The sequence below is a fragment of the Winogradskyella sp. genome, assembly GCF_003712105.1.
Taxonomy (GTDB): domain Bacteria; phylum Bacteroidota; class Bacteroidia; order Flavobacteriales; family Flavobacteriaceae; genus Winogradskyella.
In genome coordinates, this window is record NZ_RHLG01000002.1 from 522,835 (window position 1) to 538,028 (window position 15,194).

General features: G+C 33.5%; 14 protein-coding genes. 10 read left to right on the forward strand and 4 right to left on the reverse strand.

Annotated features, from left to right (window positions below; genetic code table 11):
- Positions 1 to 2: 2 nt before the first annotated feature.
- Positions 3 to 557, reverse strand: a complete 555-nt coding sequence (locus ED556_RS06930; RefSeq protein ID WP_296321193.1) for an RNA polymerase sigma factor — start codon at positions 555 to 557, stop codon at positions 3 to 5.
- A gap of 231 nt (positions 558 to 788) precedes the next feature.
- On the opposite strand from ED556_RS06930, the gene lon reads away from it, so the two are divergent.
- From lon to cmk, 3 genes are all read left to right on the forward strand, one after another.
- Positions 789 to 3,239, forward strand: coding sequence for an endopeptidase La (lon, locus tag ED556_RS06935; RefSeq protein WP_296321196.1), 2,451 nt, complete (start codon positions 789 to 791; stop codon positions 3,237 to 3,239).
- A 98-nt stretch (positions 3,240 to 3,337) separates the two neighbouring features.
- The gene (porQ, locus tag ED556_RS06940) at positions 3,338 to 4,357 is read left to right on the forward strand and encodes a type IX secretion system protein PorQ (RefSeq protein ID WP_296321200.1); all 1,020 of its coding nucleotides are present in this window, start codon (positions 3,338 to 3,340) and stop codon (positions 4,355 to 4,357) included.
- Complete coding sequence (gene cmk, locus ED556_RS06945; protein WP_296321202.1) at positions 4,357 to 5,043, forward strand: (d)CMP kinase; 687 nt, start codon at positions 4,357 to 4,359, stop codon at positions 5,041 to 5,043. The genes porQ and cmk overlap by 1 nt, the downstream gene beginning before the upstream one ends.
- A gap of 47 nt (positions 5,044 to 5,090) precedes the next feature.
- Here cmk and ED556_RS06950 read toward each other — a convergent pair whose 3' ends face one another.
- Complete coding sequence (locus tag ED556_RS06950; RefSeq protein ID WP_296321206.1) at positions 5,091 to 5,468, reverse strand: LysM peptidoglycan-binding domain-containing protein; 378 nt, start codon at positions 5,466 to 5,468, stop codon at positions 5,091 to 5,093.
- Between the two features lie 359 nt (positions 5,469 to 5,827).
- Between ED556_RS06950 and rpsA the strand changes: the two genes are divergently transcribed.
- From rpsA to ED556_RS06985, 7 genes are all read left to right on the forward strand, one after another.
- A complete protein-coding gene (gene rpsA / locus ED556_RS06955; RefSeq protein WP_296321209.1) occupies positions 5,828 to 7,669 on the forward strand; it encodes a 30S ribosomal protein S1 in 1,842 nt (613 codons plus the stop codon).
- A 125-nt stretch (positions 7,670 to 7,794) separates the two neighbouring features.
- A complete protein-coding gene (gene pyrR / locus ED556_RS06960) occupies positions 7,795 to 8,334 on the forward strand; it encodes a bifunctional pyr operon transcriptional regulator/uracil phosphoribosyltransferase PyrR (protein ID WP_296321212.1) in 540 nt (179 codons plus the stop codon).
- Between the two features lie 4 nt (positions 8,335 to 8,338).
- Entirely contained in the window at positions 8,339 to 9,268 is a 930-nt protein-coding gene (locus ED556_RS06965; RefSeq protein WP_296321216.1) for an aspartate carbamoyltransferase catalytic subunit, read from the forward strand.
- Between the two features lie 2 nt (positions 9,269 to 9,270).
- Entirely contained in the window at positions 9,271 to 9,603 is a 333-nt protein-coding gene (locus ED556_RS06970) for a ribonuclease Z (RefSeq protein ID WP_296321219.1), read from the forward strand.
- Positions 9,604 to 9,699: 96 nt separating this feature from the next.
- Positions 9,700 to 10,605 (forward strand): ribonuclease Z, encoded by a 906-nt coding sequence (locus ED556_RS06975; protein WP_296321222.1) that lies wholly within the window; start codon positions 9,700 to 9,702, stop codon positions 10,603 to 10,605.
- A gap of 84 nt (positions 10,606 to 10,689) precedes the next feature.
- Positions 10,690 to 11,337, forward strand: a complete 648-nt coding sequence (gene pdxH, locus ED556_RS06980) for a pyridoxamine 5'-phosphate oxidase (RefSeq protein ID WP_296321226.1) — start codon at positions 10,690 to 10,692, stop codon at positions 11,335 to 11,337.
- A 189-nt stretch (positions 11,338 to 11,526) separates the two neighbouring features.
- A complete protein-coding gene (locus ED556_RS06985; protein ID WP_296321229.1) occupies positions 11,527 to 12,018 on the forward strand; it encodes a CAP domain-containing protein in 492 nt (163 codons plus the stop codon).
- A 312-nt stretch (positions 12,019 to 12,330) separates the two neighbouring features.
- Here the strand turns inward: ED556_RS06985 and ED556_RS06990 are convergent, their stop codons facing one another.
- The gene (locus ED556_RS06990) at positions 12,331 to 14,247 is read right to left on the reverse strand and encodes an OmpA family protein (protein WP_296321232.1); all 1,917 of its coding nucleotides are present in this window, start codon (positions 14,245 to 14,247) and stop codon (positions 12,331 to 12,333) included.
- Between the two features lie 14 nt (positions 14,248 to 14,261).
- Positions 14,262 to 15,179: a type IX secretion system membrane protein PorP/SprF gene (locus tag ED556_RS06995; protein WP_296321235.1), complete on the reverse strand. Its 918-nt coding sequence runs from the start codon at positions 15,177 to 15,179 to the stop codon at positions 14,262 to 14,264.
- Positions 15,180 to 15,194 lie beyond the last annotated feature (15 nt).

Here is a 15,194-nt window from a genome sequence, read left to right on the forward strand (position 1 = left end):
ATCTAATATGCGTTAACACTTAGTTTTTTTCTTAAACTTTCTTTCGCTCTTGAGATTAATGTTCTACTATTTGCATAAGAAATGTTCATAATTTCTGCCACCTCTTCATAGTCATAACCTTCAATTAAATGCAGTGTTAATCCTAAATTATAGTTAGGTTTCAGAGTTTTCATAGTATCTATAATATATTTCGCCTTTTCATTGGCTAAATCATGTTCTTCAATACCATTATTATCTTCAACCTTATAGATGACATCATCTAAAGCAATGGCGTTTTCATTTGCCTGTTTGTTATATTCTGCAATACTATTATTAACTACTATGCGCTTTAACCAAGACCCAAAAACAGTTTTATCTTTAAGAGTGTCGAGTTTAGTGTACGCCGTCAAGAATGATTCTTGCATAATATCCTCAGCCTTATAAGAATCTCGTGAAATTCTTAATGCTGTATTGTACATAGCTTTGTAGTAACGATTGTAAACTTCTATTTGTGCACGTTGATTACCAGCACTACATAGCAAAAGTAACTGTTCAATATTTTGATTGGTTGTTGACAAAAAACACTTGCTTTTACTTACAGATACATAAACTTATTTTGTGTTACACTTTTGAAGAAAAAAGTTTTTAATTTTTTAAAATTAAATGGCATAACAATTGAAATTAATGACATGTGTTTTACGACTAAAGTGACTGTAAAACCTTGATATCTAGCATAAAGTTAGAAAATGTATAACGATTGATGATAGCATTTTGTGATTTTTTAATGACAGAATGACTTAAAATATACTATGGCAAAACAAAAATTTATAGGTCTTGACAGTTTGTCATTACAAGATTTTGATGAAAACTCGGAGTTAATTCCTTTAATGACTCCTGAAGATGAAGAATTAATTAATAGTGAAGTTCTCCCGAATTCACTCCCAATTTTACCATTGCGTAATACCGTTTTATTTCCAGGTGTAGTAATACCAATTACTGCTGGAAGAGATACATCCATAAAATTAATTAATGATGCTAATAATGGTGGCAAAGTAATAGGAGTAGTGTCTCAAAAAGATGAGTCAGTTGAAAACCCATCTGAAACCGATATTTATAAAATAGGAACTGTTGCTCGTATCCTTAAGGTTCTGAAAATGCCTGATGGTAATACAACCGTGATTATCCAAGGAAAGAAACGCTTTGAAATAAATAAGGTTATTTCTGAAAAGCCATATTTAACCGCTACAATATCAGATTTATCTGAGGCGAAACCCGCTAAGGATAATGAAGAATTTAAAGCAATTATTGAGTCTATCAAGGACTTATCTTTAGAGATTATAAAAGAAAGTCCCAACATTCCTACTGAAGCAAGTTTTGCGATTAAAAATATTGAGAGTAACTCATTCTTAGTCAATTTCGTCTCTTCTAATATGAATCTTAAAGTAGAGGAGAAACAAGAGTTATTGGCTATTAATGACCTAAAGGAACGCGCTTTAGCGACACTTAAATATATGAACCTTGAGTATCAAAAGCTTGAACTTAAAAATGATATTCAGAATAAGGTTCAAAGTGATATGAATCAGCAACAACGTGAGTACTTTTTACATCAACAAATGAAAACCATACAAGAAGAGCTTGGTGGTGTGTCGTCTGGTGAAGAAATAGAAGAAATGCGTGGGCGCGCAAAGGCAAAGCTTTGGGACAGTAATGTAAAAGAGCATTTTGAAAAGGAGTTGGCCAAAATGCAACGTATGAATCCTCAAGTTGCTGAGTATTCTATTCAACGTAATTATCTAGAGTTATTCTTGGATCTACCTTGGAATGAATTTAGCGAAGATCAATTCGATTTAAAACGTGCAAAATCTATATTAGACAGAGATCACTTTGGTCTAGATGATGTTAAAAAACGAATTATTGAATATTTAGCTGTACTTAAGCTTCGTAATGATATGAAATCTCCAATTTTGTGTCTTTATGGACCTCCAGGAGTTGGTAAAACATCTTTAGGGAAATCTATAGCTGAAGCCTTAGGTAGAGAATATGTAAGGATATCTTTAGGAGGTTTAAGAGACGAGGCTGAGATTCGTGGGCATCGTAAAACGTATATCGGCGCTATGCCAGGTCGTATAATCCAGAGCTTAAAGAAAGCCGGAACATCCAATCCTGTTTTTGTGCTAGATGAAATAGATAAGCTTTCTGCTGGTCATCAAGGTGATCCTTCATCTGCAATGCTAGAGGTATTAGACCCAGAACAAAACAGCGAGTTTTATGATAATTTCCTAGAAATGGGTTATGACCTATCGAAAGTGATGTTTATAGCTACATCAAATAGCCTTAATACCATTCAACCTGCTTTGCGTGACCGTATGGAAATTATAAACGTAACAGGTTATACAATAGAAGAAAAGATTGAAATTGCCAAGCTTCACTTGTTACCAAAACAATTGAAAGAACATGGACTAGATGATAGTGCACTTAAGATTGGCAAACCACAATTAGAAAAGATTGTTGAAGGTTATACAAGAGAATCTGGGGTTCGTGGTCTTGAAAAGCAAATTGCAAAAATGGTGCGTTACGCAGCGAAGAATATTGCCATGGAAGAAGACTACAATATCAAAGTTTCTACAGAAGATGTGGTAGAAATTTTGGGTAGCCCAAGACTTGAACGCGATAAGTATGAAAACAATAATGTTGCTGGTGTAGTTACCGGATTGGCTTGGACTAGAGTAGGTGGCGATATTTTATTTATAGAATCTATTTTATCAAAAGGAAAAGGTAGTCTTTCTATAACAGGTAACTTAGGAAAGGTGATGAAAGAGTCTGCAACCATTGCAATGGAATATATAAAGGCAAATGCAGACAAATTTGGAATAAAATCTGAAGTATTTGATAAGTATAATGTGCATATCCACGTTCCAGAAGGTGCAACGCCTAAAGATGGACCAAGTGCTGGTGTTACAATGCTTACGTCTTTAGTATCGTTATTTACTCAGCGTAAAGTGAAAAAGAGCATTGCTATGACTGGTGAGATTACATTAAGAGGTAAAGTATTACCAGTTGGTGGAATAAAGGAGAAAATTTTAGCTGCTAAAAGAGCAAAAATCAAAGAAATTCTGCTTTGTGAAGATAATAAGCGCGACATCGATGAAATAAAACCTGAATATTTAAAAGGGTTAAAATTTCATTATGTAAAGAATATGGATGAAGTTTTAGAGTTGGCAATTACTAAACAAAAAGTAAAAAATCCAAAGTCACTATAAATTTTTAAACCTCGGTATAATTACTGAGGTTTTTACTTTTCAAAAAATAAAAGATTTAGACCTACGTTCTAATATAGATTTAGTTATTTTGCAAGTCTATGATTAAGAGGATTACTGCTCTACTTATGTGTTGCTTTGCGTATATGAGTTTTGCCCAACTTGGTGGTGAATCTACATATCAATTCCTTAATCTTATTTCTTCACCTCGACAAGCTGCTCTTGGTGGTAAAATCATTACAAATTTTGACTATGATGTTACTGAAGCCCTTTATAATCCAGCTTCAATAAATGCAGATATGCATAATCAGGTAGCATTAAACTACTCCAGTTATTTAGGAGGAATTAGTTATGGTACTGCTGCCTATGCTTATACTTGGGATCGACGTATACAAACATTTCATTTTGGAGTTACATATATTAATTATGGAGAGTTTGACGGTTACGATCTTAATGGCGTTTCCACAGGTGCGTTTAGTGGTAACGAAGTGGCACTATCATTTGGTTATAATTACAACATACCTTTTACAGATTTTTATATTGGCGCTAATGCAAAAGTTATTACATCATTACTAGAACAGTACAACTCAATTGGAGGCGCAGTGGATATTGGTGTCATGTATATTAATGAACGACTAGATTTTCATGCTGCTTTAACTGTAAGAAATTTAGGTACGCAATTCAAAACTTATGCTGGCAGAAATGAACCGTTGCCATTCGAGGTTAATTTTGGAATGTCACAGACCTTAGAATATATTCCGTTGAGATGGCATTTAACTCTCGAGAATTTGCAACAATGGCCAATTGGTGTTTCAAATCCCGCGCGTGCTACTTCAGATTTGAGCGGTAATCAAACAGAAGAAAAAGTTAGTTTCTTTAATAATGCACTACGGCACTTAATTTTGGGTGCTGAGTTATGGCCAGATAAAGGCTTTAATTTACGCTTCGGTTATAACTTTAGACGCTCAGAAGAATTACGTATTTTAGATCAACGTAATTTTTCGGGCTTGTCATTTGGTGTTGGCCTGAAACTAAATAAAATGAAGTTGAGCTACACTCATGCCAGATATACTGCATCAGCAAATACAAGCTTTTTTGGTTTACAAATAGACCTGAATTAATGAGTAAAATTATCATAGCGATAGATGGTTATTCTTCAACAGGGAAAAGTACTGTTGCAAAATTACTTGCCAAAGAATTAGGCTATATCTATGTAGACACTGGTGCTATGTATAGAGCGGTTACTTATTTTGCAGTTCAGCATAATCTTATTACAGAAGATTCACTAAATAATGAAGCGCTCATTTCAAGTTTAGATGACATAAATATTATTTTTAAGTTTAATGATGCCTTAGGTTTTGCTGAGGTGTATTTAAATGAAGAAAATATTGAATCTCAAATACGCACTCTTGAAGTCTCTAAGTATGTTAGTCGAATTGCCGAAATTTCGGAAGTAAGACGAAAATTGGTTCAAGAACAACAATTAATGGGCAAGGATAGAGGTATTGTTATGGACGGTAGAGATATTGGTTCTGTAGTTTTTCCGGATGCTGAACTCAAAATATTTATGACAGCCTCAGCAGATACACGTGCTAAAAGACGCTATAAAGAATTACTAGAACGTGGGCATAACTTAAGTTATGATGATGTTTTGGAGAATGTAATTACACGAGATAAAATAGACTCTACACGAGAAGATTCGCCATTAATCAGAGTTGAGGATGCCATTGAGTTCGACAATTCCAAAATGACAATTGAGGAACAATTAGCAGCTATACGAAAGCTAGCTGAAGATAAGCTCAAATAAAAAAGGTCTGCTTTCGCAAACCTTCTTCAATTATAGTATTCTGTAGTCTATAAATTAGGAATAACTAATTCTTGATCTGGATGAATCACATCTGGATTACTTAAGATGTTTGTATTAGCAGCAAAGATCTCTTTGTATTTCATTGCATCTCCGTAGTAGTGTTTAGCAATTTTACCTAAAGTATCTCCAGAAACTACAGTATGTCTAGCATACACAGATTCATCTTCTACTTTAATATCTGCCATAATATCAGATGGGTTATCACCACCAATTTCTTTAATCTTGTTCCAAATAGCATCCTTAGCGTATTGCGTACTTGCTGTACCCCAAACCATAAGCTTATCAGCTGATTCTTCTACTTTTCCGTCTTTAATGTTTAATTGTTCTCCTAAGTCAAGCACAGCTTGATATTTTGCTTTGTACATAATATTAAATTGTTTTAGTTTTTAATTATTGTAAAGATATTGATTAAATGTTAAAATCGTAATATGATTTATAGTATTCATACTCTGTTTGTTAGACACCATTTATTTTTGTAAGTCACAATTTAAGGTTCAAAATATAAAAGGACTTAAAATCTGGATTATCTTTTTGTGAACTAATTACTTATAGCTATTCTATTTTGCCTTAAATCTTTGCGAATTAGTAAAAATTAATTAATTTTGCGCTCCCTTTTGCAGGAGATAAGAAAGTGTAAAGGGTTTTAAATAAAGTATATAACAACTTCTGAAGTGTTTCTCCTTAAACTTTCTAAAAGCATTCAGAATACAAATTTTTATCAGCAATGGCTGAAAACAAAACAAAAGAAGCTGAGGTAGCAGTAGAGGCAACTGAAGCTAAAACAACCCAAGCGCCTGTAGTATCTGAGGCACAAGCAAATCCAGAAAAGTTTTTAAAAGAGTTTGATTGGCACAACTACGAAGAAGGTATTGAGCAAGTAGAAGACACTAAACTTGAAGAGTTCGAGAAGTTAGTTTCTGAAAACTTTGTAGATACTTTAGATGATCAAGTTGTAGAAGGTACAGTAATTACTATTACAGACCGTGATGCAATTATTGATATCAATGCAAAGTCTGAAGGTGTAATCTCATTAAATGAGTTCCGTTACAATCCTAACTTAGCAGTAGGCGATAAGGTTGAAGTATTAATTGATGTACGTGAAGACGCTACAGGACAATTAGTATTATCTCACAGAAAAGCTCGTGTAATTAAAGCATGGGATCGTGTTAATAATGCGCATCAAACAGGTGAAATCGTAAATGGTTTCGTTAAGTGTAGAACAAAAGGAGGAATGATTGTAGATGTATTTGGTATCGAAGCATTCTTACCAGGTTCTCAAATTGATGTTAAGCCAATTAGAGATTACGATCAGTATGTAAATAAAACGATGGAATTCAAGGTTGTAAAAATCAATCATGAATTCAAAAACATTGTTGTTTCTCATAAAGCACTTATCGAGGCTGATATCGAGGAGCAAAAGAAAGAAATCATTGGTCAATTAGAAAAAGGACAAGTATTAGAAGGTGTTGTTAAAAACATTACGTCTTACGGTGTATTTGTTGACTTAGGTGGTGTTGATGGATTAGTACATATTACTGATTTATCTTGGTCTCGTATCAATCATCCAAATGAAATTGTTGAATTAGACCAAAAACTTAACGTTGTAATCCTTGATTTTGATGAAGACAAATCAAGAATTCAATTAGGTCTTAAGCAATTATCTAAGCATCCATGGGAAGCATTAGCTGAAGATGTAAAAGTTGGTGATAAAGTAAAAGGTAAAGTTGTTGTAATTGCTGATTACGGTGCGTTTATCGAAGTTGCTGAAGGTGTTGAAGGTTTAGTTCACGTATCTGAAATGTCTTGGTCAACTCACTTACGTTCTGCTCAAGATTTCGTATCTGTTGGAGACGAAGTAGAAGCAGTTATCTTAACGTTAGATAGAGAAGATCGTAAGATGTCTCTTGGTATCAAGCAATTAACGCCAGATCCATGGACAGATATTACATCTAAGTATCCTGTAGGTTCTAAGCATTCAGGTATCGTAAGAAACTTTACAAACTTTGGTGTGTTTGTTGAATTAGAAGAAGGTATCGACGGATTAATCTATATCTCTGATTTATCTTGGACTAAGAAAATTAAGCACCCATCTGAGTTCTGTAACGTAGGCGACAAATTAGACGTAGTTGTATTAGAGTTAGACGTAGAAGGACGTAAATTATCTTTAGGTCACAAACAAACTACAGAAAACCCTTGGGACAAATATGCAGATGAGTTTGCATTAAACTCAACGCATACTGCTAAAATCACTGAGATAGTAGATAAAGGCGCTACAGTTGAATTCAACGAAGATATTGTTGCATTTATACCTCAGAGACATTTAGAAAAAGAAGATGGTTCTAAATTAAAGAAAGGTGAAGAAGCAGAATTAAAAATCATTGAGTTCAATAAAGAATTCAAGAGAGTTGTTGCATCTCACACAGCTGTATTTAGAGAAGAAGAAGCTAAGATAGTTAAGCAAGCTGCGCGTAAAGCAGAAGCTGCTGCTGCCGAAGCTAAACCAACTTTAGGTGACGCTAATGATGCATTACAAGCGCTTAAAGATAAAATGGACGGTAAAAAATAATGTACCATAAATTATAATCTTAAAAGCCCTTCAATTTTGAAGGGCTTTTTTTTTGGATTAGAATTAAGGTTTGTTACTCAAATTATTTAGTTTAACTTTGTTGCCCAAACGCGTTTGGAAGTTCTATGAGTCAAAAAGTATTACTTAATTCAAAAGAAGTAAACATCATCCTTCACAGATTGGCTTGTCAACTCATTGAAAATCACATCGATTTTTCAAATACTGTAATTATAGGTCTACAACCAAGAGGTAAATATTTGGCAGACCGTTTAGCACATATGCTAAAAGAAGATTATGGTATTAAAGACCTAGAATACGGTTATCTAGATATTACATTTTTTAGAGATGATTTTCGTCGTGGCGATAAACCTCTTGAGGCCAACACAACCCATATAGAATTTATTGTAGAAGACAAAAATGTAGTTTTTGTTGATGATGTATTGTATACAGGAAGAAGTATAAGAGCAGCGCTAACAGCAATACAATCATTTGGAAGACCAAAGCACATAGAACTGCTAACACTAATAGATAGGCGTTTTAGCAGACATTTGCCAATACAACCAGATTATAGAGGTAGACAGGTAGATGCCATAAATGAAGAAAAAGTTATTGTAAACTGGAAAGAGAATGATGGTGAAGATTCAGTTTACTTAATAAATAAATAAGCATATGAGTCAATTAAGTGTCAATCACTTATTAGGAATTAAGTACCTTAACAAGGAAGACATTCAACTTATTTTTGAAACGGCTGACCAGTTTAAAGAAGTTATTAATAGACCAATTAAAAAAGTCCCTTCTTTAAGAGACATCACTATTGCTAATTTATTTTTTGAAAACTCTACGCGTACAAAATTGTCCTTTGAACTCGCAGAAAAAAGATTATCAGCCGATGTCATTAACTTTTCAGCTGGGCAATCTTCAGTTAAAAAAGGCGAAACCTTAATAGATACGGTTAATAATATCTTATCCATGAAGGTAGACATGGTAGTGATGCGACATCCAAGCCCAGGTGCAGGAGTGTTTTTATCAAAACATATCAATGCGAGTATTATAAATGCTGGTGATGGTGCACATGAGCATCCAACTCAAGCCTTACTTGATACCTATTCTATAAGAGAAGCCTTAGGTGAGGTTAAAGGCAAAAATGTAGTTATAGTTGGAGATATATTGCACAGTCGTGTAGCATTGTCTAATATTTATGCACTACAATTACAAGGTGCTAATGTCATGGTATGTGGGCCAAAAACATTATTACCAAAATATATAAAGGATTTAGGAGTTAAAGTAGAAACCAACCTAAAAAAAGCATTAGAATGGTGTGATGTTGCCAATATGCTTCGTGTTCAGAATGAACGCATGGATATCAGTTATTTTCCTTCTACAAGAGAGTATGCCCAACAGTATGGCGTTAATAAGGAGTTACTAAACAGCCTAAGTAAAGACATAACAATCATGCATCCTGGACCAATTAATAGAGGTGTTGAGATTACCAGTGATGTTGCCGATTCGGACCAATCTATTATTTTAAACCAAGTAGAAAATGGTGTAGCGATAAGAATGGCCGTTATTTACTTGTTAGCCTCTAAAATAAAGCAGTAGAAATGATATTTAGTAATGACGGAAATATTACAATCATAACCCAAGAGAAAGCCTCTGTAAAGGATTTGGTACGTAAATTAGAGAATGTGTATGATAGATATAAGCATAACCATATCATTGTAAATCTTTCAAGCTTAGAACAGATTTCTCTAGAAGAAATTATAGAATTTTTGAGAATAAGTAATACGCACAGAGCAGATAAAAAGTCTTTTGTTATTGTATCTGATAAGGTTAATCTGGATGAAATGCCAGATGAGATTTGTGTGGTTCCGACACTTCAAGAAGCATATGATATCATCGAAATGGAAGATATAGAGCGCGATTTAGGATTTTAATATAAAAGCCCATAATGGGCAATTGGAAGAGAGTAACCAGTGCCAATTTACATGATTAAATTATTAAAATAATAGTAGTTACAGAAATTCAAATAAATGAAATTGACCATTTTAGGCTGCTATAGCGCTACTCCTAGAACGTTTACTAACCCAACTTCGCAAGTATTGGATATTCGTAATCACTTGTTTTTAATTGATTGTGGTGAAGGCACACAAGTTCAATTAAGAAAAAATAGAATCAAATTTTCACGTATAAAGCACATTTTTATTTCGCATTTACACGGTGATCATTATTTTGGTTTAGTGGGTTTAATATCTACGTTCAGATTATTAAAACGAGAAACTGACCTTCATATTTATGGTCCAAAAGGTCTAAAGGAAGTTATTACACTTCAGATGAAGTTATCTGATTCGTGGACAAATTATAAGCTTATTTTTCATGAACTAACTTCAAAAGAATCAGAATTAATATTCGAAGATGATAAGGTTGAAGTCTATACAATACCACTTCAACATCGAGTTTACACAAATGGATTTTTGTTCAGAGAAAAATTAGGTGAACGTAAATTAGATATGAACGCCGTGCTTAATGAAGATATCGAAGTGGCATACTTTAGAAAACTTAAACAAGGCTTTGATGTTGAAAATAAAAAAGGCGAAATAGTGAAGAATGCGTCTGTAACATTACCGCCTGAAGCCCCAAAGAGTTATGCGTTTTGCAGTGACACAGCTTATGATGAGGATAAAATTTCATTAATCAAAGACGTAGATGTCTTGTATCATGAATCAACGTTCCTTGAAAAAAATGCAAATCTTTGCGAGACAACAAAGCATAGTTCAGCCAAACAAGCTGCTACTATTGCAAAAAAGGCGAATGTGGGACAATTAATTTTAGGGCACTATTCTACACGTTATGATGACATCTCTTTATTTAAAGAAGAAGCAGAACCTATTTTTGCAAATGTAGATTTAGCAGATGATGGAAAAGTCTTCGAGTTTTAAACTAAAACAATTCACAACACTTTAGCTTTTTAACCTCCTATTATCAAGTCAAAAAAAGTAACTTTGCTGTAAACCATAACATGTATGGAAAACGATTTAAGCAATTACAGAAAGTCTTATGAAAAAGGCGAATTACTTCTAAGTAATGTGCCAGAAAATCCTATTGAGTTATTTAGAGATTGGTTTATTGAAGTTGATACACATTTTAACCAAGGAGAAACTAATGCCATGACCATTTCTACTATAGGCTTAGATGGTTTCCCAAAAAGCAGAGTCGTGCTACTAAAGAAATACACGCATGAAGGTTTTGTATTTTACACCAATTACAATAGCGAAAAAGGAAAAGCCATATTAGCTAACCCTAATGTATGTTTATCATTTTTTTGGCCAATGGCTGAACGTCAAGTCATTATTAAAGGTGTAGCAGAAAAAATTGCAGAAAACTTAAGCGATGGGTATTTCGAATCCCGTCCACGCGGCAGTCAGTTAGGTGCAGTAGTATCTAATCAAAGTGAAGTTATTGTTAATAGAGTAGAGTTAGAAGATAAATTAAAAGCGCTTGAATCTCAATTTGAAGGAAAAGAGATTACAAGGCCTAAACATTGGGGTGGATTTATAGTAAAACCTGCTGAGATAGAGTTTTGGCAGGGTCGACCTAATAGACTGCATGATAGGATTAGGTATATATTGACATCAAATTATAGTTGGAAAATAGAAAGATTATCACCTTAAGCCAGCAATAGATAAAGTGTATCAAATATTCGATTAAAAGCACTTAAAATTCAAAATGCGTTAGTAAACAACGATTAAAAACATAAAAAATCGACGAAATACATGTTTTTTATCGATTTTAACATTTTATTAACACTATTAACTAAACAGTAGGTTACTTTAGTAATCCCAAATCTAAATAACCTACTTATGAAAGTAAGACTATTACTATCAGCTATCGCTGTTTTCGCCCTAATGTCTTTGACGTCATGTTCGTCTGAAGATTTCACAGAACAAGAGGTATTAAGTATCGCTGACGCTCCTCAAGCTAAGCCTTTAGAGATTGAAATATTAGAATTAATTAATGCCTACAGGATTAGTAAAGACTTAAACCCATTAACTAATAATACTACTGTTAAAGCAGTTGCGTATACGCATACAGATTACATGAGAGAAGTTAATAATGTTTCTCATGATAATTTTTATGCACGTAAGCAAAGCCTACAAGAAAATCAAAACGCGCAAACCGTTTCAGAAAATGTGGCATTTGGTTATACATCAGCAGAATCTTTAGTTAATGCATGGATTAATAGTCCATCTCATAGAAATAACATCGAAGGAAATTATACAGACTTTGATATTTCTGCAGAACAAGATGAAGAAGGAGACTGGTATTACACAAACATATTTATTAAGAAGTAAGTAATAATAATTATAATTAATGTTAGTAAGCCGTATGAGTTTTTAATTCATACGGTTTTTTTAGTTATGTACCTTTAATCGAATCTCAATTTAAGATGTGTATAAGTCTCTCGCTCCAATTATTAGTCCTGTATTCTCTTAGGAAATATCTAACAAAGTATTTAAAGCTTATATCAGCTGTTTATTAAAGAAATTGATATACAGCTATCAAATAATGTAATTTAGTCTTTAGAATTGGGCTTAATTCCAATAAAAAAAAGCTAGAGACAGGATGCTCTAGCTTTTAAATATAATTGATTGATTTAGGTTCTATTATTCTTTAAGAATATAGAAATAAGATCTTCTATTTAACTGATGTTCTTCTTTAGAACATTTAACACCATTAGAACATCTGTTAAGTAATTGAGACTCACCATAACCAATTGCGCTCTCAATTCTGTCCGCTTCTATTCCGCGAGAAATTATATAATCTCTCGTAGATTTAGCACGTCTATCAGAAAGTCTCATATTATAGCGTTCACCACCACGACTGTCAGTATGCGATTCAATCTTAATGACCATAGTTGGATGTTTTCGCATGACATCAACAATATTTTCAAGCTCAAATTGCGCATCTGTTCTAATATTCCATTTGTCAAAATCAAAGAATATCGGATTAATAACGATTTGATTATCAACAATTAAAGGAATTAATTTTAGGTCAGCGACATTCACTTTTTCATTCTCGTCAGAAGTTGCTACTGTTTTTTGATCATCTTTAAAGTCTGGCTTAGTACCTAATACCGTATACGTTTTATTACAAAGTAGGTTTTCAAATATGTATTTACCGTCTACATCTGTAGTATATTCTTTTAGAATTTTACCATCTTCATCAATTAACTTTACGGTCGCTTCCGGAATTACCTCATTAGTTCTATCATCTCTAACAACACCAGTTATGGTTTGTTCACAGAAATACGTGTTAAAGGCATAAATATCGTCACTTCCTTTTCCGCCTTCACGATTTGATGATAAATAACCTTCTTTCGTATCAGAATCAAAGTTATATGCAAAATCATCAAAACTTGAATTAAATGGCTCACCAAGATTAACGCTTTGAGCATTTTCGTCATTGATAATATTAGATTTATAGATATCTAATAAACCATAGTTAATAAAACCATCTGAAGAATAATATAATGTTCCGTCTTTAGCAATAAATGGAAATGTATCTCTACCAGGTGTATTTACCTTATCACCTAAATTACGAGGTGCAGAATACGTACCATCATCATTGATATCTACGACGTATAAGTCAGATTCGCCTAAACCACCTTCGCGGTCTGAAGAAAAATATAATTGTTTATTATCTGGACTTAATGCAGGATGTGCTGTTGAGTATTCTCTTGAGTTAAATGGAAGTATTTCCAAGTCGCCCCATTCATTATTGTCATTAAGCGTTGCTTTGTAAAGTTCTAAATGCGTAGTTCCTTTTTTGTCATAACCAAGACGCTTTTTAGTGACTAGATTATCTCTTGTAAAGTACATAGTTTTACCATCGTTAGTAATGGCGATAGAGGACTCATGGTATTGCGAGTTTATTCTACTTCCAGGTACTTTACTAGAATTGTCAAATGATAATGATTTATTAGTTCTGTCAACGTTTATTTGATATACATCCAAAAATGGCTCTTTGTTCCAGTCATAAACTTTTGAAGACTCATCTCGAGATGAAGCATAATAAAGTGTATTGTCCTTTACAAAACTACCAAAGTCAGACTTTTCAGAATTAAAATCAACGTTGATGAGTTCTACAAGATTACGTTCGTCAATCTCACCAGTAATTTTATAGATATTAAAATCATCTTGAATATAAGTTTTACCTTCAGTGCCACTATCTTGTCTTTCTTTTAGTTTATTGGCCCATACTTCAGCTTTATCATATTGTTTAGTACTTATCAAAGATTGAATATACTTATAGATATATTCTGAATCTAATTTGTCTTCGTACTTATCTACCGCTAAACCATACCAATAAGAAGATTTTTCAGTATTTGTGTTATTGTAATAAGCATCACCTAAACGTGTTAAAACATGCATAGAACTGTCACCGTCTTTTACAGCAATTTCATAAAGTTCAATTGCTTTAACATAGCCATATCCTTTGAAGAACTTATCAGCTAGCTTCAATTGTGCAAAGCTTGTGGAAAAACAAATTGCAAATAATAATGTTAGTAGTCTTGTTTTCATAGTAATCTGCATTTTTAGAAGTATCTAGGAGATTTAATTCTTCGGCTTTTAAAGATTTCGAACATTAATAAAACTTCGTGTGTACCGCTAGTAAATGGTCTAATATCGGAAATTGGATATTCGTAAGCGTAACCAATTCTCAATTGTTTAGATATTTGAAAGTCTGCAATACCACCGATTGCTGCTGCTTGCTCATTGATACGATATCCACCGCCTATCCAAAACTTATCATAAAATAAGAAATTAGCAGAGATATCAAATGACAATGGCGCACCGTTAGTAGCTTTTAAGAGAGCAGATGGTTTTAATTTTGTGTTTTCACTTAGGTCAAATACATAACCACCGGTAAAGTAATAACTTACTCTTTCAAGCGCTTCAAAAGTACCTTGACCAGTAAATTCATTGGTAAGTATTCTAGGAGCAGAAAGCCCTAAATACCAACGTTCACTATGCCAATATACACCAGCACCAAAGTTAAAATCAAGACGATCTTCAAATCCAAAGATTAGAGGGTCGTTAGCCTGAGATGCTTGGTAATCTCCATCAAGATTATAGGCTGTAATACCAGCTTTTAGTCCAAAGGCTAGTTCTGAATTTAGTCCAGTTCTAATGGTATAAGAGAAATCTCCGTATACATACTGAAAGTTTTCAAATCCTAACTCATCATTAATGACCGACAAGCCAACACCGACTTTATCATTTCTTAATGGGGCATGAATAGACAAGGTTTGTGTTTGGGGTCCACCTTCAAGCCCTACCCATTGACTTCTATGCAATCCAACAGCACTCAATGTTTCCCTAGATCCAGCATACGCAGGATTAATAGAGATTGTATTAAACATATACTGCGTAAACTGCGGAAGTTGTTGAGCAAACGTTACTGAGGTCATCAATAACATAAATGCAATGCCGTAAACTTTATTTAACTTCATAGGTATCAGTTTTTT